Origin of the sequence: Streptomyces sp. NPDC088254, assembly GCF_044740925.1 — a bacterium.
In the GTDB taxonomy this organism is placed as follows: domain Bacteria; phylum Actinomycetota; class Actinomycetes; order Streptomycetales; family Streptomycetaceae; genus Streptomyces.
Genome location: NZ_JBIURQ010000007.1, coordinates 457,587 through 484,130, shown reverse-complemented (window position 1 = coordinate 484,130; position 26,544 = coordinate 457,587). Strand labels below are relative to the sequence as shown.

Annotated in this window: 20 protein-coding genes; 17 read left to right on the top strand and 3 right to left on the bottom strand. The window is 74.1% G+C overall.

Annotated features, from left to right (window positions below; all coding sequences use genetic code 11):
• Positions 1–400: 400 nt before the first annotated feature.
• Together ACIOC0_RS22780 and ACIOC0_RS22775 are read left to right on the top strand one after the other, a co-directional pair.
• A complete protein-coding gene (locus ACIOC0_RS22780) occupies positions 401–3,217 on the top strand; it encodes an ATP-binding protein (protein WP_402157097.1) in 2,817 nt (938 codons plus the stop codon).
• A 294-nt stretch (positions 3,218–3,511) separates the two neighbouring features.
• Entirely contained in the window at positions 3,512–4,303 is a 792-nt protein-coding gene (locus ACIOC0_RS22775) for a serine protease (protein WP_352249353.1), read from the top strand.
• Positions 4,304–4,423: 120 nt separating this feature from the next.
• Here the strand turns inward: ACIOC0_RS22775 and ACIOC0_RS22770 are convergent, their stop codons facing one another.
• Complete coding sequence (locus tag ACIOC0_RS22770) at positions 4,424–5,530, bottom strand: winged helix DNA-binding domain-containing protein (protein WP_402157096.1); 1,107 nt, start codon at positions 5,528–5,530, stop codon at positions 4,424–4,426.
• A 175-nt stretch (positions 5,531–5,705) separates the two neighbouring features.
• On the opposite strand from ACIOC0_RS22770, the gene ACIOC0_RS22765 reads away from it, so the two are divergent.
• The 3 genes from ACIOC0_RS22765 to ACIOC0_RS22755 are packed head-to-tail and all read left to right on the top strand — an operon-like array spanning position 5,706 to position 9,524.
• Positions 5,706–7,064: an MFS transporter gene (locus tag ACIOC0_RS22765; protein ID WP_402157095.1), complete on the top strand. Its 1,359-nt coding sequence runs from the start codon at positions 5,706–5,708 to the stop codon at positions 7,062–7,064.
• Positions 7,061–8,590 (top strand): hypothetical protein, encoded by a 1,530-nt coding sequence (locus ACIOC0_RS22760; protein ID WP_402157094.1) that lies wholly within the window; start codon positions 7,061–7,063, stop codon positions 8,588–8,590. The genes ACIOC0_RS22765 and ACIOC0_RS22760 overlap by 4 nt, the downstream gene beginning before the upstream one ends.
• Positions 8,591–8,642: 52 nt before the next feature.
• Positions 8,643–9,524, top strand: a complete 882-nt coding sequence (locus tag ACIOC0_RS22755) for a PaaX family transcriptional regulator C-terminal domain-containing protein (RefSeq protein WP_402157091.1) — start codon at positions 8,643–8,645, stop codon at positions 9,522–9,524.
• Between the two features lie 292 nt (positions 9,525–9,816).
• Here ACIOC0_RS22755 and ACIOC0_RS22750 read toward each other — a convergent pair whose 3' ends face one another.
• Complete coding sequence (locus ACIOC0_RS22750) at positions 9,817–11,352, bottom strand: helix-turn-helix domain-containing protein (RefSeq protein WP_402157089.1); 1,536 nt, start codon at positions 11,350–11,352, stop codon at positions 9,817–9,819.
• 205 nt (positions 11,353–11,557) lie between these two features.
• Here ACIOC0_RS22750 and ACIOC0_RS22745 point away from each other — a divergent pair, with 205 nt between their 5' ends.
• Genes ACIOC0_RS22745 through ACIOC0_RS22730 form a run of 4 tightly spaced genes read left to right on the top strand, consistent with a single transcriptional unit; the run spans position 11,558 to position 18,591 of the window.
• Entirely contained in the window at positions 11,558–14,413 is a 2,856-nt protein-coding gene (locus ACIOC0_RS22745; RefSeq protein WP_402157087.1) for a hypothetical protein, read from the top strand.
• On the top strand, positions 14,410–15,441 hold the full coding sequence (locus ACIOC0_RS22740) for a hypothetical protein (RefSeq protein ID WP_402157085.1): 1,032 nt from the start codon (positions 14,410–14,412) through the stop codon (positions 15,439–15,441). The genes ACIOC0_RS22745 and ACIOC0_RS22740 overlap by 4 nt, the downstream gene beginning before the upstream one ends.
• 19 nt (positions 15,442–15,460) lie before the next feature.
• Positions 15,461–17,104, top strand: a complete 1,644-nt coding sequence (locus ACIOC0_RS22735) for a hypothetical protein (protein WP_402157083.1) — start codon at positions 15,461–15,463, stop codon at positions 17,102–17,104.
• Positions 17,101–18,591: a hypothetical protein gene (locus tag ACIOC0_RS22730; RefSeq protein WP_402157081.1), complete on the top strand. Its 1,491-nt coding sequence runs from the start codon at positions 17,101–17,103 to the stop codon at positions 18,589–18,591. Before ACIOC0_RS22735 ends, ACIOC0_RS22730 begins: the two co-directional genes overlap by 4 nt.
• Before the next feature lie 25 nt (positions 18,592–18,616).
• Here the strand turns inward: ACIOC0_RS22730 and ACIOC0_RS22725 are convergent, their stop codons facing one another.
• Positions 18,617–18,892, bottom strand: coding sequence for a hypothetical protein (locus ACIOC0_RS22725; protein ID WP_402157079.1), 276 nt, complete (start codon positions 18,890–18,892; stop codon positions 18,617–18,619).
• Between the two features lie 332 nt (positions 18,893–19,224).
• Between ACIOC0_RS22725 and ACIOC0_RS22720 the strand changes: the two genes are divergently transcribed.
• The 8 genes from ACIOC0_RS22720 (at position 19,225) to ACIOC0_RS22685 (ending at position 26,474) form a co-directional block, all read left to right on the top strand.
• Positions 19,225–20,901 carry an FAD-dependent oxidoreductase gene (locus ACIOC0_RS22720; protein WP_402157077.1) on the top strand — a complete coding sequence of 559 codons (1,677 nt, stop codon included), beginning with the start codon at positions 19,225–19,227 and terminating at the stop codon, positions 20,899–20,901.
• Between the two features lie 247 nt (positions 20,902–21,148).
• Positions 21,149–22,306 (top strand): SchA/CurD-like domain-containing protein, encoded by a 1,158-nt coding sequence (locus ACIOC0_RS22715; RefSeq protein ID WP_356679143.1) that lies wholly within the window; start codon positions 21,149–21,151, stop codon positions 22,304–22,306.
• A gap of 61 nt (positions 22,307–22,367) precedes the next feature.
• Positions 22,368–22,817, top strand: coding sequence for a cupin domain-containing protein (locus tag ACIOC0_RS22710; RefSeq protein WP_242620716.1), 450 nt, complete (start codon positions 22,368–22,370; stop codon positions 22,815–22,817).
• Positions 22,814–24,082 carry a beta-ketoacyl synthase gene (locus tag ACIOC0_RS22705; protein ID WP_130437924.1) on the top strand — a complete coding sequence of 423 codons (1,269 nt, stop codon included), beginning with the start codon at positions 22,814–22,816 and terminating at the stop codon, positions 24,080–24,082. Before ACIOC0_RS22710 ends, ACIOC0_RS22705 begins: the two co-directional genes overlap by 4 nt.
• Positions 24,079–25,365, top strand: a complete 1,287-nt coding sequence (locus ACIOC0_RS22700; RefSeq protein ID WP_402157076.1) for a beta-ketoacyl synthase N-terminal-like domain-containing protein — start codon at positions 24,079–24,081, stop codon at positions 25,363–25,365. The genes ACIOC0_RS22705 and ACIOC0_RS22700 overlap by 4 nt, the downstream gene beginning before the upstream one ends.
• Complete coding sequence (locus ACIOC0_RS22695; RefSeq protein ID WP_402157074.1) at positions 25,362–25,619, top strand: acyl carrier protein; 258 nt, start codon at positions 25,362–25,364, stop codon at positions 25,617–25,619. The genes ACIOC0_RS22700 and ACIOC0_RS22695 overlap by 4 nt, the downstream gene beginning before the upstream one ends.
• A 1-nt stretch (position 25,620) precedes the next feature.
• Complete coding sequence (locus ACIOC0_RS22690; RefSeq protein WP_130437927.1) at positions 25,621–26,100, top strand: SRPBCC family protein; 480 nt, start codon at positions 25,621–25,623, stop codon at positions 26,098–26,100.
• Positions 26,101–26,141: 41 nt separating this feature from the next.
• Positions 26,142–26,474: a TcmI family type II polyketide cyclase gene (locus ACIOC0_RS22685; protein WP_402157072.1), complete on the top strand. Its 333-nt coding sequence runs from the start codon at positions 26,142–26,144 to the stop codon at positions 26,472–26,474.
• Positions 26,475–26,544: the final 70 nt, after the last annotated feature.

Below are 26,544 nucleotides of genomic sequence, written 5' to 3'. Positions count from 1 at the left end.
CGTCGGGCCCCGGGCGGCGGCCGCGCGCCCGGTGAAGCGCGCGGGCCGGCGCCGGACCATTGCCGGGCGGCTCTCTGTCATCGTGTAATCCGTGATGCGGGTGCACCACCCCCGCACGGGGATCACCTCGGAAAGGAGGGGCCGCCGGCACAGGAGGCGGGGAGGTCCGCGCGGAAGGCGGGGCCGCCCCGGGAAGGGCCGGCCGGACGAAAGACCGGCGATTCGGCGGAGGGATCCGTTCCGGCCAGGGACGGCTCCGGGCGACGAGTGGCTATTCAACGGCCGGTTCGTTGAATTTCCCCATGCTTCCCGCTGTTATATCCCTCACCAAGGAGTCCGCCGGGATTTCAACGGGATGTTGCCTAGAATTTGGCCCGAACACGACACACGGAGGGGAGCGGTGACCGTGCGACGGGACCTCCAGGAGCCTGCCAGATGCCGCCCCGACCTGGTCATCGGACGGGAGGAACTGGTCGCGGCCGCCCGCGACCAGCTGACCGGCGGCGGCAGTGTGCTGCTGCACGGCCCGGCCGGAATAGGCAAGTCGACCGTGCTGCGGGCACTGGCCGCGGATTACGGCGACTCCGCCCGCACCGTCCTGCGCTGCTCGGCGACCGAGTCCGAATCGCACCTTCCCTTCCTCGCGCTGGCCGACCTCTTCGGACTGGTCCTCGGCGAGGTGTCCGACAAGCTGCCCGCCGCCCAGCTCACGGCCCTGGAGGCGGCGCTCACCGGCCGTGGCGAGTCGACCCTGCAACGCGACGGCCTCGCCCTGCGCCTGGCCGTGCTGTCGGCGCTGCGCGCCCTCGCCGCCGCCGGGCCCGTGCTGCTCGTCGCCGACGATCTCCAGTGGCTGGACTCCGCCAGCGCCGAACTCCTCGGCTTCGCCGCCCGCCGCCTGGGCGACACCCCCGTGCAGCTGCTGTGCGCGGTGCGGACCGAGGGGCAGGAGTACGACCGCCATCTACGCGCGTCCCCGCCCGACACCCTGGCCGTCCGGCTGAACCCGCTCTCCCGCGCCCAGGTGTCCGCCCTGCTCGACCACCGCGGCTACACCGACCTGCCGCGCTCCACGATGCGGGAGATCCACCGCACCAGCGGCGGCAACCCGCTGTTCGCGCTGGAGCTCGGCCGCGCCCTCGGCGAGAATCCGACCCCGCCGCGCCCCGGCGAGCCGCTGCCGGTGCCGACCTCGCTGCGCGACCTGGTGCTCAGCCGGCTCGACATGCTCTCCGGCGAGGCCCGACGCACCCTGCTCGTCGCCAGCGCCGGCGCCCGCCCCACGCTCGCCCTGCTCCAGGCGGCCGGCCGGGAGAACGCCGAGGCGGAGACCGCCCAGGCCGCCGCGCTCGGCCTGCTGGCGACGGAACCCGACGGGCCGGCCGTACGGTTCGCGCATCCGCTGATCTCGGCCGCGCTGTACGCCGAGGCGCCCGCGCAGGAACGCCGGGCCGCGCACGCCGCGCTGTCCACGGCGGCCTCCGACCCGATCGAGCGGGCCCGGCACCTCGCGCTGTCCACGACCGGCACCGACCCCGGCGTGGCCGCGCGGCTCGCGGGGGCCGCCTCGATGGCCCGGGACCGCGGCGCGCCCTCGGTGGCCGCCTCGCTCGGGCTGCTCGCGGCCCGGCACACCCCGCCGGACGGCACGCCCGCCCCGGACGACCGCCGGCTGCAGGCCGCGGAGGACGCGATCACCGCCGGGGAGGTGGACCTCGCCCGGGACATCGCCCACGAGGTGCTGACCCGCGCCTCGGCGCCCGCCGAGCGGGTCCGCGCCTGGATGGTGGTGATCGAGGCCGCCGGGCAGGCGCTGGGCGACGTCGACACCGTCTACCCGCAGGCGCTCTCCGACGCGGGCGACGACCCGGTGCTGCTCGCCCAGGTGCACTACCAGCTCGCCTGGCGCGGTCTGGTCGTCCAGGGGGACTTCGCCGAGGCCCGCCGGCAGGCGGAGCACGCCGCGGAGCTGGCCGCGCGCGGCGAGGACCGGCGCAACGAGCTGATGGCGCTTGCCCTCCAGGCGTCGACGGAGATCCTCATGGGGCATCCGAACGCGCCCGTCACCATCAAGCGGGCCCTGAAAGAGCCTCAGGACCCGTACGTGACGTGCCATCACAACGGCGTCGGCATGGCCAGGTACCGCTGGCTGCTGATGAGCGACCAGCTGCCCGAGGCCCGGGCGACCATCAGCGCGCTGCTGCGCGAGGTGCGCCGACGGGGCATGGTCGAGAGCGAGGTGCACTTCCAGCGGTTCCTGGCCGACATCGAGCTGCGCTCCGGGCACTGCGGGCGCGCCCTGGACCTGGCCCGGGAGAGTCTGCGACTGGCCCGGGACTCCGGTATCGGCCTGGGCGCCTCCGCCATGCTCGCCTCCCTCGCGGAGGCGTCCGGCGGGGACGTCGACCAGGCGCTGGCGCTGGCCCGGGAGGCGGTGGACCGGGCCGAGGAGGACGGCGACCAGATGTATCTGTCGCGGGCTCTGGCCGCCCTGGGCTACGCCCAGTTGGTCGCCGGGGACGCGGCGGGCGCGGTGGGCAGTCTGCGCCGGGTGCGGGATCTGGAGCAGGGGCTGGGCATCACCGATCCGGCGCGCGGCCGCTGGCAGGGCGACCTGGCCGAGGCCCTGGTCCGCGTCGGTGAGCCGGGCGAGGCGCAGGACGTCATCGACGTCGCCCGGGAGCACGCGCTGCGGCTGGGACGGGAGAGCGTCCTCGCGGTGCTGGACCGGGCGGAGGCGCTGGTGCGGGCGGCGCGGGGCGACCAGGAGGGGGCGCTGGCCCGGCTGACGTCCGTTCAGGACCGTCTGGCCAGGCTGGGGTACGGACTGGAGGAGGCGCGGGCGGCGTTCGAGCTGGCGCGGCTGCGCACCCGGCGGCCGGGGCCGACGTCGTACGAGGAGGCGGCGCGGCTGTTCCGGCGGTGCCGGGCGCTGCCCTGGCTGCGGCAGGTGGAGGCCGCCGCGGCGGAGGAGTCGGCCGAGACGGCCGCCGCGCCCGTGCCGGCGCCCGCGGCCGACGCGATGGAGGGGCTGGCCTCGATGGAGCGTCAGGTGGCGGCGCTGGTCATGGAGGGCGCCACCAACCGGGAGATCGCCGCGCGGCTGTTCATCAGCGTCAAGACGGTGGAGGCGACGCTGACCCGGGTCTACCGCAAGCTGGGGATCCGCTCGCGGGTGGACATCGTCCGGCTGGCGGCGGGGCACCACGCCAAGTAAGGGATCCGCGGGTTTTACTGCCTGCTGTCGAAAGACCGGTACCGGCCCCCGTGGCCTTCCGTGTGCGGTCCGCCGAGGCGACCGAGGGTTTTCCCTGCCCCAACTCCCTTAGGGGGTTCCCTCATTGGGGAGGGTGAACCCCGAGCCCTAGCGTAAGGGACGTGCCGCTCGCCCGGGCACACGGGGTCGGTCCCGCCCCCACTCTCGGCTTCGCTCGAGCGGGGGGACCCCCACCCCGTGCAACCCCCACACCCGCGCGTCCCCCACCGGCCACCTCCCCACGCAAGGAGATCCATGTTCGGGCTCACCCGTGCCAAGAAGACCGCGGCTGTCGTCGCGGCGACCGCGGCGGCTGCCGCGACCGCGTTGATCGGCGCCCCCACCGCTGTCGCCGCGCCGCAGCCCATCGTCGGCGGCACGACCACCACCACGACGGCCTACCCGTTCATGATGCAGATCACGGACGCCTCGCAGAACCAGTTCTGCGGCGGCACGCTCGTCTCCCCGACCAAGGTGGTCACCGCGGCCCACTGCATGGTCGGCGAGACCACGAGCAGCGTGCGGGTGGTCGGCGGCCGGACGTACCTCAACGGGACCAACGGCACGGTCAGCCGGGTCAGCAAGATCTGGATCAACCCGAGCTACACGGACGCCACCGACGGCGACGACGTGGCCGTGCTGACCCTCGCGACGTCGATGCCGTACACCACGGCGTCGTACGTCTCCTCCACCCAGACCGGTGTGTACGCGGCGGGCACCACCGCGCGCATCCTCGGCTGGGGCACCACCTCTTCGAACGGCAGCTCCTCCAACCAGCTGCGGACCGCGACCGTCCCGATCGTGTCCGACGCCAGCTGCGGCAGTTCGTACGGCTCCGACTTCGTCGCGAGCGACATGGTGTGCGCCGGATACACCTCCGGCGGCGTAGACACCTGCCAGGGCGACAGCGGCGGTCCCCTGCTCATCGGGGGCGTCCTGGCAGGGATCACTTCTTGGGGCGAGGGCTGTGCCCAGGCGGGTTACCCGGGTGTCTACACCCGGCTGACCACCTTCTCCAGCCTGGTGACCGCACAGGTCAACTCCTAGTCCCGAGCGCTCCCCGAGCCTGGCTCGGGGACATGACCGGGGGGCGTTGCGGGCCTCCACGAGCGGCCCGCAACGCCCCCTCTCCATACCCGACGCCTGTCGGGGGCACCCTGTTGAGGGTCAGCGCCGTGCGACGGTCGTGAACCGGATGTCGTACGGCGTTTCCGCGTACAGGCACGCGAGCATGTGCTCCGCTTCCGCCGTCACCTCCTCGCGCCGGGCCCTGTCCAGGTCGGCGAACGGTTCGATGACGAGGGCGTCCGGTTCGAGTCGCCACACTCCGGCCACGAAGCCGTCGACGAGGAACGCGCGGTGGGCCTGGTTGCCCTGCCAGGTGCGGCCCCGGTACGGGGCCGGGACGACGCGGGTGCGGTCGGCGTGGGACAGGAGCAGATTGTCGAACTCGGGGAGGAAGCGGGGCGGGGCGGGCGTGTCCGGGTCGGGGCGGGGGGCGTCGGGGAGGTCGAAGAGTTCGACGCCGTGCTCGTCGCGGAAGGCGAGGAGGCGCGGGCGGAGGCGCTCGAAGGCCTCGCGCAGCCGGGTGAGGCCGGCCCAGGTCTGCATGTCCTTGACGGAGGCCGGGCCGAAGGCGGCGAGGTAGCGCAGGACGACGACGTCGACCGGCGGAGCGGGTTCGGCGGGGCGGCCCAGCCAGTGCTCGGCGGTGGTGAGGGCGACCTGGCCGGACCGTCCCCACAGCCCGCGCGGGGTGACCTGCACCAGGGGAAGCACGCAGCGGGCGGCGACCGCCAGGGACTGCGGGTCGGCGTCCGGCCACCGCGCGCCGAGTTCTTCGCGCAGTTGCCCCATGGTGCGCGGCTCGGCCTCTACGAGGTCGCGGGCGAGCGCGGCGAGCCGCCCGAGGTCGACGCCGGCGAGGCCGGCGCGGAACGCGGTCAGTTCCCGCTCCCGGGCCGGCTGCACCAGCGGGCGCAGGGTGAGGCAGTCGTCGGCGGTGTGGGTGTGCAGGGTCGAGCGCAGGGTGACGATCCGGGCGACCCGACGGTCCGCCATGAGCGCCGAGAGGGCCTCGGGCGCGAAGCCGTCGAGGCGGGCGGCGAGGGCATGGTACGGCGGCCTGACGTTCTGCGCCTGCAGTCCGACGAGGTGGGCGACGGCCGCCTCGGGCGTGAGCCGGGAGCGGCTCAGCAGGAGCTGCCTGTCCAGGGTCGCCCGGTTGAGCGCGCGCACGCCGAGCACGGGGGCGGGGACCGTCGTCTTCGTCATGCCGGGCACGGTAGCGGGCGCGGTGGGGGTGTGACTTCGGGACCGAGCATCGGCATGACGTCCGGTCAGCCCGCCCGGCATTGATCGCACGGGACCAATGTTGTGCACTTTATTGACTGCGGTCACTTCAGCGCCTACTTTCGCGGTGTCCTTCCCCCGGTCAAGGGAGACCGCGATGCCTTCGTCCCCCGTCGCATCCGCATCACCGTCCAGGACCCCCGAACAGACCCGGCAGCTGCGCCGGGTCGCCCTCTCCGGCCTGCTCGGCACGGCCGTCGAGTTCTACGACTTCCTCGTCTACGGCACGGTCGCCGCGCTCGTCTTCGGCGAACTGTTCTTCCCCGGCGCCGATCCCGCCGTCGGCACGGTCGCCGCGTTCGGCACCTTCGCCGCCGGCTATGTCGCCCGGCCGCTCGGCGGCGTCCTCTTCGGCCACTTCGGCGACCGGCTGGGCCGCAAGTCGATGCTGCTGCTCACCATGGGCCTGATGGGCGGCGCCAGCTTCCTCATCGGCCTGCTCCCCACCTACGACACGATCGGCGTCTGGGCGCCGGTGCTGCTGATCGCCCTGCGCGTGGTCCAGGGCATCGCCATCGGCGGCGAGTGGGGCGGGGCCACGCTGATGGTCGTCGAACACGCCGGGGAGCGGCGGCGCGGACTGTGGTCCAGTTTCACGCAGATGGGAGCCCCGCTCGGCTCCCTCCTGTCGACCGCCGTCGTCACCCTCGTGGTCGCCCTGCCCCGGGAGGAGTTCGCGGCGTGGGGCTGGCGTGTGCCGTTCCTGCTGAGCGTGGTGCTGCTCGGCGTCGGGCTGTTCGTGCGGCTGCGGGTGGTGGAGAGCCCGCTGTTCGCCGAAGTGAGGAAGGATCGCGCCGAGGCGCGGCTGCCGGTCCTCGACGTGCTGCGCCGGCCGCGCCCGCTGCTGCTGGCCTGCTGCGTCGGCATCGGCGCGTTCACCGCGCAGTCGCTGCTGACCAGCTACATGATCGCGTACGCCACCGGCATCGGCTACGCCCGCCCGCAGGTGCTCACCGCGCTCACGGTGTCGGCCTGCGTCGCGCTCGTCGTCCTGCCCTGCGCCTCCGCGCTGTCCGACCGGATCGGCCGCCGCCCGGTCGTCCTGGCCGGGGCCGTGGCCTCGGCCGCGCTCGCCTTCCCCGTGCTGGCGCTGGTCGACTCCGGGTCGCCCGGGCTGCTGATCCTCGCCGTCGCCCTCGGTCACGGCGTCGCCCAGTCGACGATGTACGGGCCGCTGGGCGCCCTGCTCACCGAGATGTTCGGCACCCGGGTCCGCTACACCGGCGCCTCCCTCGGCTACCAGGGCGCCACCCTGGTCGGCGCCGGCTTCTCCCCCATGATCGCCGGCAGCCTGGTGGCCGCGAGCGGCGACAGCACGCCCGTCGCCCTGTTGCTCTGCGGCGGCGCCGCCATCACCGCGCTCACCGTGCTGTTCGTCCGCGAGACCAGCAAGGACTCCCTCACCGAGGCCGCCGAACGGCCCGCCGCAGCCCACACGGAAGAGGTCACGGCATGACGACGGACGCCGCCGCCGAGAACCCCCGGGGCACCCGCATCCCCCTTCAGGGAACTCCTCGTAAGGGCGCCCGCGCGCACAGGGCCACCCCCGGCCGCCGCCGCCGGGCCGCCGGCCCCGGCGCGCTCCGCCGGTCCGTCCGCCGCGCCGCCTGCGCCGCCGCGTCCGTACTGGCGGTCGCCGCTGTGCCCGCGCCGGGCGCGACGGCCGCCACCGGCACCGTCCACGCGGGCACCAGTCACGTCGAGGGCCGGCTGCCCTCGGGGGCCACGTACGTCATGGACGTGCCCGCGACCTGGAACGGCACCGTGCTGCTCTACAGCCACGGCTACACCCCCTCCGGCGTGCCCAACCCAGCCCGCAACGGACCCGACGGGGCCACGGACTCCCTTCTGCTGGGCAAGGGTTACGCGCTCATCGGTTCCTCCTACGCCACCACCGGCTGGGCGGTGACCGACGCGGTCCCCGACCAGATCGCCACCCTTTCCGCGTTCGCCGACCGCTTCGGCGCGGCCCGGCGCACGATCGCCTGGGGCACGTCGTACGGCGGTCTGGTCACCACCGCCCTCGCCGAGCGGCACGGCGACCGGATCGACGGCTCGCTGTCCCTGTGCGGTCTGGTCCACGGCGGGGTAGCCAACTGGAACAACACCCTCGACCCGGTGTTCGCCCTCAAGACGCTCCTCGCGCCCGACTCCGGGATCCCCCTGACCGGCCTGCCCGATCAGAGCACCGCCACCGCCGCGGCCGACGCCCTGGCCGCCGCGGTCGACTCGGCGCAGTCCACGGCCGCGGGGCGGGCCCGGATCGCGCTGGCCGCCGCCCTGCACAACATCCCGGTGTGGAACCAGCCCGGCCAGCCCCGGCCGGCCCCCGCCGACCTGGACGCACAGCAGGCCAACCAGTACGAGGCCGTCAAGGGCCTGGTGAAGGTCGCCGCCTTCAACTGGCGGCAGGAGGCCGAGACCAGGGCCGGCGGCAACATGTCGTGGAACACCGGCGTCGACTACGCGCGGCTCCTCGGCCGGTCCTCCGTCCGCGACGAGGTCACCGCGCTGTACCGGAAAGCAGGGCTGTCGCTGAAGGCCGACCTCGCCACGCTCGACCGCGCCCCGCGGATCGGCGCCGACCGGGCCGCTCTCGCCTGGATGAGCCGCACCAGCTCCTTCACCGGCCGGCTGACCAAGCCGCAGCTGTCCGTCCACACCGTGGGCGACGCCCTCGTCCCCGTCCAGACGGAGAGCGCCCTGCTCCGCGCGGTCACCGCCGCCGGTACGGCCCCGCTCCTGCGGCAGGCGTACACCGGCGCCCCCGGCCACTGCACCTTCAGCCCCGCCGAGCAGCTCGCCGCACTGCACGCGCTGGAGGACCGCATCGCCACCGGCGCATGGCGCGGCGTCGGCCCCGAAGCCCTCAACTCCCGTGCGGCGTCGGCCGATCCGACGACTCCCACGCGCTACGTCCGGTACGGCCCCACCCCGTACCCGCGGCCGTACGACCTTGCGCATCCCGCCGACCGCCCCTGACCCCGTACGGCCGTCCGCCGGGCCGTCGGCGGACGGCCGTACCCTTTCCCCCGTGGAGGACGACGACATCCTGGACACCACGCACGATGGCGGCAGCGGCGGCGCGGGCGGTGACGCCGTGGACGCCCCCGCGCCGCGCCCCCAGTCGCTCATGCTGACCTTCTTCGGCAACCACGTGCTGGACGAGGGGCAGCTGTGCGTCTACTCGGGCAGCATCATCGACGTCCTCGGCCGGGTCGGGGTGGGTGAGCAGGCCGTGCGCTCCACGCTGACGCGCATGGTCAACCGGGGCCTGCTGTGCCGGCAGCGCGAGGGCCGCAGGATGTACTTCGGGCTCACCCCGCAGGCGGTGCGCGTCCTGGAGGACGGCCGTGTGCGCATCTGGCAGCAGGGCGCGGTCAACGACGACTGGGACGGTTCCTGGACCCTGCTCGGCTTCTCGCTGCCCGACTCCTGGAAGCGGCAGCGCCACGACCTGCGCTCCCGGCTCGCCTGGTCCGGGTTCGGCGCGCTGTACAGCGGGCTGTGGATCGCGCCGGGGGACGTCGACGTGTCCGCCGTCGTCGCGGAGCTGGGGCTGACCGAACGGGTCAAGATCTTCCACGCCCGGGCCGACACGGCCACCGACATCGAACTGATGGTCCGTGACACCTGGGATTTGGAGAGCATCGCCGCCCGTTACGTCACCTTCGACAAACGCTGGACCGCCCACCTGGGAGCCGGCTCGGGGGACGATCCCATCGCGACGCGCCTGCGACTGGTCAGCGAATGGCTGTGGACGATCCGCACCGACCCCCGGCTGCCCGCCGCGCATCTCCCCCGCGCCTGGCCCGCCGGCCCGGCCCAGGAGACCTTCCGCCGCGTCGCCGACCAGACCGCGGAGCCGGCCCGGCGGACCGCCCGCGCTCTGCTGGAGACGACTCCGATGCGGTAGGCGGGCGGACGAGTGAACCCGGCGGCACGGCCTTCCTCGGTCAACGCCCGTCAGAGGATGCCCCCATGTGCCGCATTTCTTGCACTCCCCGTATACCTCCGCAATCCACCCACCGGGTGTCCGGCCTGCCCCCTAAAGTCGCAGGCGGTCGACCGACCCACCCGCCGACCCGGGAGGTATCCGCCGTGATCCGTCTCAGCCCGCCCGACCCTCGTCCGCTCGCCCGCGTCGTCGGCCCCGAGGACGCCGACGACGCGCTGATACCGAGCCACTGACGAATCGCCAGCCGCACTCACCAGGACCGCAGCGCCCGCACCGCCCGGTCCGCCCGCAACCGGTTCGCGTGGTCCGTCAGGTGCGAGGGGCGCAACTCGCCGAAAAGGGAGGGGCGTCCACGGTTGGCGCTCCCGTCGAGCCACTCCAGAACCCGCCACGCGCACCGGAACTGATGGTCCACCAGATGCGCGGGGAGCCGCGGGTCCGCCGCCGGGAGGGCGCGGGGCGGATCGGGCAGCGTCAGCAGGAGGTCGCCGCCCACCGGCAGCCCGCGACTGCCGCGCCGGGCGTGCAGGACGTCCTCGACGCGCTCCAGGGCGCGGTCGATGCCGGCCCGCCACACGTCCCCCGGCGTGCCCCGGACCGAGGTGAGGTCCCGGCGGGCGGCCCACCAGTCGAGGTGCCGGTGCGAGGGGCGGACGTACACCACCCGCGCGCCGGTCTCCCGCAGCAGGTCCGCCATGACGTGCCCGTAGTGGCCCTCCTCGGCGAACACGTACGGCTTGACCAGGACGACCGCCGGCCAGTTCTCCTGGAGCCGGACCCGCTCCGCGATGTGACGTGCCGTCACCGCCCAGCCGCGCAGCCGGCCCGACCGGCGGTCCAGGGGGTCGCCCTGCACGACCCGGCCGCCGTCCACCTCGGTGGCGGAGCTGACCGGCACGTACTCCCAGCCGAGCGCGTCGGCCACCAGGGCGGCGGTGAGCGCGGCCGACCAGACGGCGCCGACCACCACCAACGGCCGCTGGTCGACGCCCCGCCACGGGTAGGCGGCCTGCCGGTGCAGGTCGACCAGGCAGTTCTGCACGAGGAGATGCCCCGGCCACTCGGCTGCCGCCGGCGCCCACAGGGAGGTGCCGGGCTCGCCCTGCCAGCTGAACTCCCCCGCTGCCCGCAGGGACTCGGAGACGACGATCCCCAACTCCGCCCTGACGCGCGCGTGTTCGCCGTCACCGTCGTCCACGGCGGTGCCGTCCGGCAGCCGGGCGGCCGAAGGGCCCGCGCGGAGCGCCCGTTCGGCCAGCTCCCGCCAGGGCAGCGCCTCGGCCCCATCGGTGAGCCGGAACTCGCCCACCAGCGCCGTGGACACGGGGTACTCCCGGCCCGAGACGAGGTGCGACAGGCCGACCCGGAAGCGCGCCGCGGCCCGCCGGTCGCCGCACAGCGCGGCCGCGGCCCGCAGCGGCGCGGGCAGCCTGGCCTGCGTGAACCCCCGTACGTACGCCTCGATGCCGCTGATCGCGGACAGCGCCGCCACCAGTTCGGGCGGCGGTTCGTAGGCGGCCGGGGACGGCGCCTCGCCGCGGGGCAGCCAGCCGATGTCCGCGAAGACCCGCGCCGGACTCACCCCGGCGAGCTCCGCCAGCGCCCGCACGAAGCGGGGCGGCGGCATGCGCTCGCCCAGCATGTACTTGCGTACCGTCTCCGCCTTGTACCCGAGAGCGTTGGCGAGCGCGCTGTCGCCGCCGGGCCGTCCCTGCGCCACCGAGGCGGCCCGGCATCCCTCCAACGCCGTTCTCACCCGCTCCCGTTCTTCCCGGCTGTAGGTCATCGGCCCCCCTCGGCCCCTCCGTCCCGCTACGCCCCGTACGGAAATGGTGACACGAACGTACGGATCGGGCGGGCCGAACGTCTCGACGCTGCGCGAATCTGACCCCGGGACATCCGTTCCCGCCGGCGCCGGGCCGATCGCGACCCGCGTCTGGGGACGGAGGAGGGAGTGCAAGATGACGCCGGAGAAGCCCCCGGGGGGATCCATGCCGACCAGTGCGAAGCCGCCGGACGACGTCCCGACGGTGACCAAGTGGCCGCCGTTCCACCCGGGAAGCGTCCTGGGCGGGTACCGCCGCCTGGCCCGCTACGTGAGCGTCCCGGCGCTCACCGGCCTCGACCTCGTGGAGCACGAGGCGCACAAGTGGCGCGGTGATCCACAGGAGTTGCTGAAGCGGCTCTACGAGCGCCTCCGTCACAAGCGGATCCCGTACAACCAGGCCTGGAGCGCCGGGACCCACCAGCGGGTCCGCGACCCGCACCTGATCGACCGCAGCTCGGGCACCTGCCTCGATCTGGTCCTGATGTTCGCCGCGATGTGCGAGGCGGCCGGTCTGAGGCCCTATGTGACCGTCCTGGGCGACCACGCCCTCGTCCTGGTGCACACCGACCCCGACGCCACGCCGGGACAGCTGTCCGAGCCCCCGGTGACGTCCTGGCACGACCACGACCGGGGCGTCTTCCTCGCCTACGGCGAAGGGCTGCGGCTCAGGGCCGGTACGGCGATCGACGTGGTCGGCGCCTGCCGGGGCGAGGACCGGACCTTCGCCGAGGCGTGCGCGAGCGGGGCGCGGTGGCTGGAGTCCGGGCAGGACGACGTCCGCATGGTCGACGTCGTCGCCCTGCACGCGGAGGGCAGTGAGGACGTGGCCGAACTCCCGCTGGTGCGCGACGAGTCGAGGCCGGCGATCTACCGGCGGCTGCCGGCCCGGCCACAGTTCGTCGACTTCCCCGGGCGGGACAAGTTCATGGCGGAGTTGCGGGACCTCGCCGCGCGCGGCGGCACGGTGGTGCTGCACGGCCCGCAGGGCATCGGCAAGAGCATGGTCGCCCACCGGCTCGCGGCCGGCGCGGACGAGGGATGCGGATGGTTCCTCGACGCCTCCGACCAGCGGATGCTGACCGCATCCCTCGGCGACGCGGAGATCGAGGAGCGGGGGCTCGGCGGCGAGGCGCGGGACGACTCCGACCGCACCGTGTTCGCCGCGCTGGCCATGGAGCGGCTCGCCGACGCCAACGGCCCCTGGGTGGTCGTCCTGGACAACGTCGACGTCGACCCCACCGAGCTGCGCCTGCCCAGGCCCGGCCGGCCCGGGCAGCTCGTGGTCGTCACCACCACCAACGCCAAGTGGGCCGACCCGGAGGGGTATCCCGCCTTACGGAACACCTGCGCCAAGGAAGTGCCCGAGCTGGACGCCGACGACCTCCCGCACGTCCTGGACGTGACGGACGCGCCCACGGAACTCCTCGCCGGCCGCCCCCTGCTGCTCGAAGCCAGCGCCCGGCTGCTCCAGGCGACCGGCCGGGCGTGGTGGAGGCACCCCGCCGCCCGTCCCGCCGACCCCGGTCAGGTGCCGGCGGCCATCTGGTCGACGGTGGTGCGTGCGGCCGACGCGGGAGCCCCGGCCGGCCCGCTGCACGACCCCGCCCTCATCGAGCGCCGGCTGGCCACGGTCATGGCCTGGCTGCCGCCCTCCGGCCTCTCCCCCGAACTGCTCACCCTGGCGGTGAGCGGCGAGGTGAGCGGGCCCGGGGCACGGCCCGAAGAGGTGCACGCCGGCCTGGAGCGGCTGCGCGCACTGGGACTGATCGAGTTCACCGGCGGCCTGGCGACCATGCACCGGCTCTTCCAGCACGCCGTGCGCGAGCACGGCCTGCGGTGGAACGCGGCCGACACCGCCGCACTGGTCGGCGGTGTCCACCGGAACTTCTTCACCGCGACCAGCGCAAGGCAGCCCGCCGACACCCGGCGGGCAGGTCTGTCCACGCCCTTCGACCTGGTCCTGGACCCCCGCCAAGTCGGGTCGGTCGCCGACCTGTTGACGCATCAGCCGACGGACCTGGACGCCTTCCGCAGCCTGCACGCACTCGGTGTGCTGGTGGAACGCCAGGATCCGGCGGCGGCGACCGAGTGCTTCCAGAAGGCCCTGGAACGGATCGCGCACCACGAGGCGGGCGCCGACGCGGAGTTGCGGATCATGCGCTCCGACTGTCTGCGCGGCAAGGCACGGGTCGTGCACCGCACCCCGGGCCGATCGCCGTGGGGCACCGTCGACGACGCCATCGGCTGGGCGATCGAGGCGCGGGAGCTGTGCGCCGTCCCGGGCGCCGGCCGCGACGAGCAACTGGCCGCGTCCCGCGCCGAGGCCATGCACGGCCTGCTGATCCGCAGGAAGGCGAACACGGACGGGCTCACCGCGGGACAGCGGCTGGCCCTGCTGCGCGAGGCCGAGGTCCTCCTGCGCCACAGTGCCGCCGAGCGGGAGCTGCTCACCGGCGAGGACTCGCCCGACGCGGACCGCAGTCGCTTCAACCTCGCCGGTCTGGAGGTCTCCCTGGCCCAGGTCGACCCCGACCTTCCGCCGCAGCGTCACCTCGACGCGGCGGACGAGCACTACCAGGCGGTGCTGACCCTGCGTGAACGCCGGTACGGCACACGGCATCTGGAGGAGGTGATCACCTGTGTCAACGGGCTGGCACTGGTGAACTTCTACCGGGCCGTCCTTCAGGACGTCGGACCGGCCCAGCGCGTCACCTTCCTCACCCACGCCCTGCGCTTCGCGCACGAGGCGCTGGAGGTGCGCCAGAGCCTCGCGATCCCCATCGAGCTCAACGTGATGAAAAGCCTCGACATCCTCGCCAAGACCGCTCTCGCCCGCCTCGACGCCCGTCAACCGGCCGCGCACGCCGGGGAGACGGCCGGCGCGGCCTCCGAGAAGCTGTACACGACCTACCGACGGGAGTCCGCCGACGGCCGGTTCACCGTCCGTCCCGCGGCCGAACCCCCCTGCCTGCCCGGCATCCCCGCCCAGCAGTCCGCCCAGGAAAAGGAACCCTCATGAGCACGCGCTTCCCCCGGCCCACGCTGCCCGGCAGCGGCAAGGACCTGATCTCCGACATCGACGCCTATCTGGCCTCCGACGCCATGCGGGCACTGGTCGCCGCCTTCCACGGCGACCCGGACGGGCTGTCCGGCCCCGTGACCGCCCTGACGGAACGCATCGACCGGCTCTACGAGTTCACCGCCACCGTCAGCACGCGCCTGGAGGACAAGGAGCGCAACACGGCCGACGAACTGCCGATGACCCCCGACCAGGCCGACACCACCCTGGCCGCCGTCACCGCGCTCGGCCTGCGCGACGAACTCCCGCCCCGGCACCGCGAGTACGACCATGTGCTGATGCTGGGCGGTCTCGTCCGCGCCTGCTTCAACCGCCCGGCCTACGCCGCCCGGCTCGTCGACGAGGGTGCGGTGACCGCCCGCGCCGTCACCGCCCTCGGCGGTCACCGCGAGTTCAAGGCGTCCGACAAGAGCGTCAAGGACCCGAACGAGCGGGAGTCCGCGATCTCCGAGCGGCTCGGGCACCCCGAACTCACCGACGAGTACGGGGCGCTCGACCTCGGCACCCGGCTGGCGTTCGGGCTCGGCGACCCCGAACGCGTCGAGGGCGAGGAGTCCCCCGACCCGGAGAAGCTGCCCGGTCTGACCTGGGGCGTCCGTCACTACCGCAGGGGCGACGGGCTGTCCGTGCGGGTGGCCGCGGCGCCGTCCGAGGACCCGAAGCGGCGGGCCCACACCGGCGAGACGTACGCCTTCTTCGCCGAACGGATGACCTCGCTGAAGCCGGGGGCGCGGCTGCTGCTGGTGACCACGCCCATCTACGCGCCCATGCAGCACTTCACGGCCGTCCGGATGCTCGCGCTGCCGTACGACGTGGAGGTGGAGACCATCGGCGGCGACGTGCCGGACCGGGCGCCCGCCCTGCGCCAGCCGTTCACCCCGACGAAGTACCTCAACGATCTGCGCACCACCGTACGGGCCCTGCGGGCCCTCGCGGAGGACGCGCTCGCACGCGACGAACTGGGCTGAGGGAGAGGACGGGGAGGACATGCCGGAAACGATGGCCGAGGCGCTGACCCGGGGCTGGCTGCGCCTGCCACAGGAGGCACGGCAGGGGGTCCATCCGCTGAGCGCGCTCACACGTGACGGTCTGGTCAACTCACGTCTGGCGCGCGCCTACTTGACGCCCCGGGTGCGTGGGAAGCACCCGGAGCTGGGGCCGGTCCTGCGCGCGAGGGCATGGGAGCAGCGGGAGTTGGACCAGGTGGCCGAGGCGGTGGCCGGGCTGCTGCCCGAGGTGCTCGCGGACGGGCCGGTCGCGACCGGGCTGCGGGAGGCGTTCGCCCGGGCCGAGGTGCCGACCGCGGAGCACGAGGACAAGCTGTACGGGTGGGTCGTCCGGTGGACCGGGAACCGTCCGCCGTCCCGCGAGGAGTGCGACCGGGTGGTCGAGGAGCACTTCGGCCGGGGCCCCGACTCCCGGCCGCCGGCCTACGCGGCGCTGGAAACGCTGCTCGGGGACGCGGCCGCGGTCGCGGAGCTGGGCGAGGTCGTCTCCCGGAACTGGAAGCCCCGGCCGGCCCGCCCCCGCCGTCCGATGGACGCGGCGCAACGCCGCGCGCTGGACGACCTGTTGGACTCCGACGTCACCTGCGACCTGAACGGGCTCTGGGAGGCGTACGTCAAGACCCGCCCCTGGGAGGCCCTGTCGGACGACCCGGCCCGGTCGGGGATGTCGGCGGCCTCCGTGCCCGCGAAGCCCACCGTGGACGGGCGGCGGCGGGGGCGGGGTGAGCCCCTGCCGCTCCCGCTGGACAGGTCGCTGCGCCAGCGGCTGGGCTCCGCGGTGTTCCGGCAGCCCGAGAAGGCGAGCGAGGAGTTCCGCGCGAGTACCACCCGGGACCTCGCCCGTCGGGAGGCGGAACGGATGTGCCTGCCGCTGGGACTGGGGTCGGACGACCGGCGGGCGGCCTTCGCGCTCGGCGTCCACCTGGCGTACGCGGTCAACACGTCCACCATCGACGAACGGACACGGTCGCGCGCCGGCGCCGGCCGCCGCCTCTCGCGCCGGATGGAGAAGCTGATCGCGCAGGTCCTCGACAAGGACCTCTTCGCCTACAGCGAGCGCCGGCCCGGCGGCCGGCAGTCCCCGGCCCGACTGCGGCTGCAGGACCCGCAGTTCCATGTGGTCACCCGGTTGTGGCCCCGGCTGCACACCCCCGACGTGCGCGGGGAGTCGTTCACCCCGGAGAGGTACTTCGGGCTGCTCAACAGCGCGATCCGGTCCTTCGTCCGCGAGACCGGCAAGCGGGACGCTCACCCGGACGAACCCCGGATCGTCCCCCTCGCCGAAGGCGGTCCGTCGGCCCGTGCGACGGACGGGCCGACGGATGACGCCGTCTCCTTCCTGGACGTCGGCGCCGTCGTGGTCTCCGTGTTCAACGACCGCATCGCCCACCGCGACCTCGCGGGGCACGCGGACGCCTTCGGGTTGACGCGCTGGTTCCTCACCGCCTCCGACCAGGAGGCCGTCCACGACTGGTGGTCGCGGGCCCTGGACGCCTGCACGGTGTCCCGCCCGGACGGAGCCGAGCTGTCCGTCCGCCCCACCGCCGCCGAGGCCCGGGAAGTGATCCGGCGCCTCCACTCCCCCGACGACCGCCCTGACGACGACTCAGGAGAAGGACAATGACCCTGACCGTACGCATCGACACGGTCGGCACCGTCCGGCTCGGCCCCCGGCCGTCGGCGCGGCCGTTCCACGCGCCGCTGGCCCTGTCCGGCGGGATGCTGTGCGTCGACCCGTTCGCGCCGGACGCGCCCCCCTACGCCGAGGTGGACGACCTCGACGAGGCGGCGGGCTGGCTGGAGGGCGTCTACGGCGCGCACGCCCTGGACGCGGCCCGCGAGGCGCTCGCCGGGGCGCGAGAGGGGTCGGTGTCCCGTCAGGACCCGGTGGACGCCACCGTTCGCTCGGCTGTCGTCGCATGGGCGCCCGGGCCGCGGCACACGTCCGTGGCCCGGCTGGCGACGACGCGCTGGCTCGGCGCCTGGTCGCCGGAGCGCCTCGACCCGGCGCTCCTCGACCTGGAGACCGGCGGCCTGCTGTGGGACCTGGACGGGCTGGTACCGGACGCGCCGGGGCAGGCGAGGGCGTGCCTGGCCGGCTCGGCCGGACGGCTGTCGGCGCTGGCCGGACGGCTGCGGCGCCGATCGCCCGAGCAGGTGTCGGACGGGCTGGTGGCGGAGGCCGTCATGGACTCGGTGCTCGCCGCCGCGTGTCTGCTCGACGGCCGTGAGCACCACGCCCGGCTGCTGGAGCTCGCCCGGGAGGAGGCGGCCCTGCGGGAGTCGGGGCAGCGGATGGCGGCGTCCGAGGAAACGGTTCTGGCCGCCTTCCGCACGGAGTCCGCCCGGCGCGGCGGCGAGCGGCTGGGCAGCGTCGACTGGGAGCAGGTGCCGGCGCACGTGCTGAACGCGGCGGAGAACACGGTGCGCTGGTCCACCGCGCCGGGCCCGGACGGCTCCCGGTTGCTCCAGGTGGAGGTGGAGGCCGCGTCGCGGACCGTCCGCGCGGACGGGCTGGGCTTTCGCGCCTACCACCCGGAACTGCCGCTGCCCGTGGCGCTCGGCCGGCTGGCCGGGCCGTGGGAGCCGGGCGGGACGACGCTGCATGGTGAGGCCGTGCTGAGTCCGGCGGCGGACGCCCTCGACGCGGCGGACATCGTGGTCGACGTGTTCGACGCGTCGATGGTGTCCCGCCCGCGCCTCGGCCGGGCCGCCGTGCGGGCCGCGCACGAACGGCGGGCGGTGCGCCGGCTCACCGCCCTGCGCCGGCACTGGGCCGCCCGCGACGGCGACGCACTGCGGGAGTGGGCGCAGTCCGCCGCGCGGACCGCGCAGAGCCTCGACGAGGACGCCGCGGTCGCCGGCCCGGACCCGCTGGGGACCCGGATGTGGACGCTCGTCCTGGCGGCCGCCGACACCGCGGTCTCCCTGGGCGCGCCGACCGCACGGCTCCCGGAGCGCGCCGCGGCCGTCCGCGAGGCGGCCCGCGCCGGGAACCGGGAGGGCGACGCGGGCGACCTTTACGTGCCGCGGCTGCGGGACGCCGCCTGGCGGCCCACCGTGGCCGAATGGCTGGCTGTCCGGCCGGACTTCGGTCTGACGTCGACCTGAGCCCGGCCGGGCCGCGAGCAGGGGGTCAGCGGCGGCGCAGCGCCCGGTCCGCCAGGTCGTACGCCATACCGGCGATCACCAGGACGACCACGGCCCACAGGCCGGCCGTGTTGTCCACGAACCAGCCCTTGGCGATGGCCAGGACGAGGCCGCCGGTGCCCGTCACCGACACCGTCCGCGCCGCCCGCGGCAACGCCAACTGCAGGACGGCGCCCGAACCGACGGCGCCGGTGCCGAAGGCGGCGTCCGTGTCGTCGCGCCCGCTGGAGCCGCGTCCCCGGTGCGTGTCATCGTGGGTCATGGTGCTCCTCCTGGGAGTTCCCTCCGCCCGCCGCTTCCTGCGACCGCCAGATCCGGGGCGGCGGGCGGACATCCGATGCGTCCCACCGGAGCCCCGAGGGCGTCCGCGGCACGCGCTGTCATCCCCTTTCTCCGCTCCCAGCACCGCCCCGGCCGCACCACGACCCGCCGCTCACCCCGCACGGTTGTCCGGCCGCACGAAACCCGCCGCCCCGGTGAACGGGCCGGGTTATGCGAGTGAAGCCCGGTCCGCACTTCGTCGGGCGGGGCATGCATGGTGGTCCCGGCCGCACCCCGGCCGGCTCGGCGGACACGACGCGCTGGAGGCGAGTGATGAACACGAGAGCCGAGCACCCCGATCCCACGGTCGAGCCACCTGATCCCCAGGTCCACGAGGTCCCCGTCCTCATCGTCGGCGGCTCCCTGGTCGGGCTGTCGACCTCCCTGTTCCTGGGCCGGCTGGGGGTGCCGCACACCCTGGTGGAGCGTCACGCCGGCACCTCCATCCACCCCCGCGGGCGCGGCAACAACGTGCGCACGATGGAACTGTTCCGGGTGGCCGGCGTCGAGGCCGACATCCACGCCGCCGCCGCGACCCTGGCCCACAACCACGGCATCCTTCAGACGCCCACGCTGGTGGGCGACGCCGGCGAGTGGCTGTTCAGGAACATCGACCCGGGCGGCGGTCTGGCCCGCTTCAGCCCGGCCTCGTGGTGCCTGTGCAGCCAGAACGACCTGGAGCCGGTCCTGCTGGAGCACGCCCGCGCCCTCGGCGGCGACCTGCGCTACCACACCGAGCTGATGTCCTTCGAGGCCGACGCCGACGGCGTGACCGCGGTGGTCAAGAGCCGTCGCACCGGCGAGCACTCCACCGTCCGCGCGCAGTACCTGGTCGCCGCCGACGGCCCGCGCAGCCCCGTCCGGGAGCGGCTCGGCATCGGGCAGAGCGGCCCCGGCGACCTCTTCCACAACATCAGCATGACCTTCCGCTCCCGCCGCCTCGCCGACGTCGTGGGCGACCGGCGTTTCATCGTCTGCTACCTGACCTCGCCGGACGCCGACGGCGCCCTGCTGCCCGTGGACAACCGCGAGAACTGGGTGTTCCACGCCCCGTGGCACCCCGAGACCGGGGAGACGCTGGAGGACTTCACCGACGAGCGCTGCATCGCGCACATCCGCCGCGCGGTCGGCGATCCGGACCTCGACGTGGAGATCACCGGCCGGGCGCCCTGGCACGCGGCGCAGCGCGTCGCCCGCGGCTACCGGTCGGGGCGCGTCTTCCTGGCGGGCGACTCGGCGCACGAGATGTCCCCGACGGGGGCGTTCGGCTCCAACACCGGCATCCAGGACGCGCACAACCTCGCCTGGAAGCTGGCGGCGGTGCTGGGCGGCTGGGCGGGCGAGGGGCTGCTGGACACCTACGACCTCGAACGCCGTCCGGTGGCGGAGGCGACCAGCGCCCGCGCCGCCGCCCGTTCGGTCGAGCACAGCCACCCGGGCTTCGCGCCTGCGCCGGGCGCGGGCAGCGGGCCGCAGCGCGGCATCCTCAACGTGGCGCTGGGCTACCGCTATCCGCTGGGGGCGGTCGTCGGCACCGACCCGGAGTCCCCGGTCGTCCCCGACGAACTCGCCCTGGCCGGGGTGCCCGGCACCCGGGCGCCCCACCTGTGGGTGCGGCACGAGGGCCGGCGGATCTCCACCCTCGACCTCTACGAACGGTCGCTGGTCCTGTTGAGCGACGCGGGTGACCTGAACGAGTGGCACGAGGCGGCCGCGCGCCTCGCGGACCAGCTGGGGGTGCCGCTCGTGTCGTACCGGGTGGGCGAGGGGCCGGACGCCGAGCTGACGCCGGAGGACGGCGCCGACTGGCGGACGCACCACGGCACCAAGCCGGGCGGCGCCGTGCTGGTGCGGCCGGACGGTTTCGTCGCCTGGCGGGAGACCGGTCCCGCGCCGGACGCGGAGAAGGTGCTGCGTCAGGCCCTCACCAAGGTGATGTCGCTGGCCTGACGGGCTCTCACCTCGCGCCGCGCGCTCACGACGGCCGGGCCGTCGCCTCTCCCGGGGGTGACGGCCCGGCCGTCTCCGCGCCCTTCCGGCCGCACCCGCGTCCGGTGTCTCCCGCGAGCGCCGGTCACCCGCGCGCTCCACACGAGTCGCGCGCCGATGGGGACCGGCTCAGGATCGAGGCACGCTCACCTCGACGCTCAGCGGCCGAGGTACGCCTTCCCCTCTCCCGAAGGAGATGTGCACACCGATGACCACGACGTCCGCGCCTGCCTCGCCACCGCTGACACGACAGGTGTCACAACATGTCTCCCAGTCCGTGTTCGACGGCTCCCGGCTCCGGGTCGTCCTGCTGGTGGACGTCTACGACGGAGCCCAGCAGCAGTTCCTGGAGGCGTACGAGCAGCTCTGCAACCAGGTCGCGTCGGTTCCCGGGCACGTCAGCGACCAGCTGTGCCAGTCGATCGAGAACCCCTCGCAGTGGCTCATCACCAGCGAGTGGGAGAGCGCCCCGCCGTTCCTCACCTGGGTGAACAGCGAGGAGCACGTGGAGATGGTGCGGCCGCTGCACAACTGCGTGAGCGACACCCGCTCGCTGCGGTTCCACGTGGTGCGCGAGACCGGCGGCGAGGCGGCGGGCGCTCAGTCCGGCCGGCGCCGGCTGCAGTCCTCTCCCCGCATCGGCGACGGCGTCATCCGGCACGCGCTCACCTTCACCGTCAAGCCCGGCAACGAGAAGGCCGTGGCCAAGCTCCTCGCCGACTACGCGCCGCCCAACCCGCGTGTAGACGACACCACGCGGCTGGTGCGGACCTCCCTGTTCATGCACGGCAACCGGGTGGTGCGGGCCATCGAGGTGCGCGGCGACCTGCTCGCCGCGCTGCGTCACGTGGCCCGGCAGCCCGAGGTGCGGGCCGTGGAAGAGGCCATCAACCCCTACCTGGAACAGGACCGGGACCTCGACGACCCCGAGTCGGCCCGCGTCTTCTTCACCCGGGCCGCGCTGCCCGCCGTCCACCATGTGACGACGGACCAGGAGCCCGCGGGCGCCGTCCGGCACGCGCTGTACTACCCGGCCCGGGAGGGCGCCGGGATGCGGCTGGCGGAGCTGCTCGCGCAGCGGGACGAGGCCGCGGCGGACGACCCGCGCAGCCCGGTGCTGCGCAGCACGATCTTCCAGCGCGACGACGTCGTGGTGCGGCTGGTCGACGTGCAGGAGGGCCTCGACGCCGACGCCGGCACGGTCCTCGGGCTCACCGACCCGGCCCGGACGGCCGAGCTGACGGACCTGCTGGACGTCGCCGCCCTGGGCGCGGACGCCTCCGCGCTGCGGGCCGGGTCCGCGGACCGTCTCCTCGCCCTCGCCCGCATGGAACTCGTCACCGACCGCCGCTCCCCCGACGCCTGAGCCGTCGCCACCCCGGGGCCACGGCGCCCAAGTCGACACAGCACACGAACGGAGCAACGTCGTGATCACTTCCCGTCCCAGAATCGTGGACCTCAGCGAGGTCGAGCCGAACACCCGGCGCGGCGGCGACCTGCGCGCCATGCTCACGCCCGCCACGGTCGGCGCGACCAGCGGCTTCATGGGCGTGGCCATCGTGCAGCCCGGCGACCGCATCGGCGAGCACTACCACCCGTACTCCGAGGAGTTCGTGTACGTCGTCTGCGGACAGCTGGAGGTAGACCTGGACGGCGACCCCCACCCGCTGCGGCCCGAGCAGGGGCTGATGATCCCCATCGGGATGCGGCACCGGTTCCGCAACGTCGGCAAGGTGGAGGCGCGTGTCGTCTTCCACCTCGGTCCGCTGGCCCCGACCCCGCCGCTGGGCCATGTCGACACCGAGGCCACCGACGGGGTTCCCGTCGCGGCGGAGGGCGCGGGCGGACCGGCCGCCGGCCGTGGGGCCCGGTCATGACGCGGCGGGTCGCGGTCACCGGGATAGGCGTGGTCGCGCCGGGCGGCATCGGCATACCGAACTTCTGGGACCTGCTCTCCAACGGCCGCACCGCGACGCGGGGCATCACCTTCTTCGACCCGAGCGGACTGCGGTCGCGGATCGCCGCCGAGTGCGACTTCGACCCGGCGGCCCACGGGCTGGACGCGGAGCAGGTCGCCCGGTGCGACCGCTACATCCAGTTCGCCCTGGTCGCCGGCGAGGAGGCGATCCGCGACGCGGGTCTCGACCTCGGCCGGGAGAACCCGTGGCGGGTCGGGGTCTCGCTGGGCACCGCGGTCGGCGGCACCACCCGTCTGGAGCACGACTACGTGCTGGTCAGCCAGGGCGGGCAGCGCTGGGACGTGGACCACCGGGAGGCGGAGCCGCATCTGCACCGGGCGTTCGCGCCCAGCACCCTCGCCTCCACGGTCGCCGAGCGGTTCGGGGCCCGGGGTCCGGTGCAGACCGTGTCCACGGGCTGCACCTCCGGGCTCGACGCCGTCGGGTACGCCTTCCACACGATCGAGGAGGGCCGGGCCGATGTGTGCGTCGCGGGCGCGTCCGACTCCCCCATCTCCCCGATCACGATGGCCTGCTTCGACGCGATCAAGGCCACCTCGCCGCACAACGACGACCCCGCCCACGCCTCGCGTCCCTTCGACGCCGACCGGGACGGGTTCGTGATGGGCGAGGGGGGCGCGGTCCTGGTCCTGGAGGAGCTGGAGCACGCCCGGGCCCGCGGGGCCCACGTGTACTGCGAGCTCGGCGGCTACGCGACGTACGGCAACGCCTACCACATGACCGGGCTGACGAAGGAAGGCGTGGAGATGGCCCGGGCCATCGAGGACGCGCTCGAACACGCGCGGCTCGACCCGACGGCGATCGACTACGTGAACGCGCACGGGTCGGGCACCAAGCAGAACGACCGGCACGAGACGGCCGCGGTGAAGCGCTCCCTGGGCGCGCACGCCTACGACACGCCGATGAGCTCCATCAAGTCGATGGTGGGTCACTCGCTGGGCGCGATCGGGGCGATCGAGGTCGTCGCGTGTGTGCTGGCGCTGGCCCGCCAGGTGGTGCCGCCGACCGCCAACTACGAGACGCCGGACCCCGAGTGCGACCTGGACTACGTCCCGAAGGTCGCGCGTGAGCGGAAGCTCAACAGCGTGCTCTCCGTGGGCAGCGGGTTCGGTGGCTTCCAGTCCGCGGTGATCCTGACCCGGCCGAGGGAGAGGACACGATGAGCGAACCCCGTGCACGGCGCGCCGCCGTCACCGGAATCGGTGTGGTGGCGCCCAACGGAACCAGCACCGAGTCCTTCTGGAAGTCCACCCAGGAGGGCATCAGCGTCCTCGACCGGGTCACCCGCGAGGGCTGTGAGCATCTGCCGCTGCGGGTGGCCGGCGAGATCCGCGCGTTCGAGCCGTCGACGGCGGTGGAGGAGCGCTTCCTCGTCCAGACCGACCGGTTCACGCACTTCGCGCTGGCCGCGGCGGACCTGGCGCTGGAGGACGCCCGCCTCGGCCACGCCGACACCGACGCCGAGCCGTTCTCCGTGGGCGTGGTCACCGCGGCCGGCTCCGGCGGTGGCGAGTTCGGCCAGCGGGAGCTGCAGCAACTGTGGGGAAAGGGAAGCCGGTTCGTCGGCCCGTACCAGTCCATCGCCTGGTTCTACGCCGCCAGCACCGGCCAGATCTCCATCCGCCGGGGCTTCAAGGGCCCCTGTTCGGTGGTCGCCGCCGACGAGGCGGGCGGTCTGGACGCGCTGGCGCACGCGGCGCGTGCGGTGCGGCGCGGCACCGACGTGATCGTGGCCGGCGCCACCGAGGCGCCGCTCGCCCCGTACTCGGTGGTGTGCCAGCTCGGCTACGAGGAGTTGAGCACCGCCGACGACCCGGCCCGCGCCTACCGCCCGTTCACGGAGTCGGCCTGCGGGTTCGTGCCCGCCGAGGGCGGCGCCATGTTCGTGGTGGAGGAAGAGGACTGGGCCGTGGAGCGGGGGGCGCGGGTGCGGGCCGTGCTCGCCGGGCACACCGCGACCTTCACCGGGCCGTCCCGCTGGGCCGAGTCCCGGGAAGGGCTCGCGCAGGCGATCCGGGGCGCCCTGGACGAAGCCGGCTGCGCCCCGGAGGAGGTCGACGTGGTCTTCGCGGACGCCCTGGGCGTGCCGGAGGCGGACCGGGCCGAGGCGCTGGCGATCACCGACGCGCTCGGCGCGCACGGCCGGCGGGTGCCGGTCACCGCGCCGAAGACCGGCATCGGCCGGGGCTATTGCGCGGCGCCGGTGCTGGACGCGGCGGCGGCGGTGCTCGCGATGGAGCACGGCGTCGTCCCGCCCACCCCGAACGTCTTCGACGTCTGCCACGACCTCGACCTCGTGTCCGGCCGGGCCCGCGCCGCCGAACTGCGCACGGCACTGGTCCTCAGCCGGGGCCTCATGGGATCGAACTCGGCGCTGGTGCTGCGGCACGGCGCCGCCGACGCCTCGCAGCGGGGCGCCGGGAAGCAAAGGAGAGGAACCGCATGAGCGACCGCATCACCGTGGAAGAGCTGGCCGAGCTGATGAAGAAGTGCGCCGGGGTCACCGTCCCGGCCGCGGAGCTCGCCCAGCAGCCCGACATCGGCTTCGACAGCATCGGCGTCGACTCGCTCGGTCTGCTCGGGATCGTCGGCGAGCTGGAGAATCGTTACGGCACCCCGATGCCCCCGGACGCAGAGCGCTGCAAGACGCCGCAGGCGTTCCTCGACCTCGTCAACAGCGCCCTGCTGGCTGGAGCCTGACATGCCCGGACACACGCAGAACGAGATCACCATCGCCGCCCCGCTGGACCTGGTCTGGGACATCACCAACGACGTGGCGAACTGGCCGCGGCTGTTCAGCGAGTACGCCTCCGCCGAGATCCTCTCCACGGAGGGCAAGAAGACGACGTTCCGGCTGACCATGCACCCCGACGAGAACGGCACCGTGTGGAGCTGGGTCTCGGAGCGGGAGGCGGACCGCGACACGCTCAGCGTGAAGGCCCGCCGGGTCGAGACGGGCCCCTTCGCGTACATGAACATCCTGTGGCGGTACGAGGAGGTCGCCGGCGGCGTGCGGATGGTGTGGACGCAGGACTTCGCGATGAAGCCCGAGGCGCCGGTCGACGACGACTGGATGACCGACAACATCAACCGCAACTCCAAGGTCCAGCTGGCCCTGATCCGGGACCGCATCGAGAAGGCCGCCGCCGAGCGCGGGTCCGTGCCGCCCCTGTCCGACTGAGCGGAAGACGCGCGGAAACCGAGCACAACGGAGGAAGGCCCATGCACCAGGCCCTGATCGTCGCCAAGATGGCTCCCGGTTCGGCCCCCGACATCGCCAAGCTGTTCGAGGAGTCCGACCGGGGGGAGCTGCCGCACCTCGTGGGCGTCGCCCGGCGCAGTCTCTTCGAGTTCGGCGACGTGTACCTGCACCTGATCGAGTCCGAGCAGGACCCCGGGCCGGCGATCGCCAAGGTCGCCGGTCACCCCGAGTTCCGGGACATCAGCGATCGGCTCCAGGCGTACGTCAGCGCGTACGACCCGGCGACCTGGCGTTCGCCGAAGGACGCGATGGCCCGCTGCTTCTACCGCTGGGAGCGGGACGGGCGCGGCTGAACCCGCCGCGTCACCGGTCGCCGGGCCCGCGAGTTCCGCGGGTCCGGCGACCGTTTCGCAGAGGGTTGTC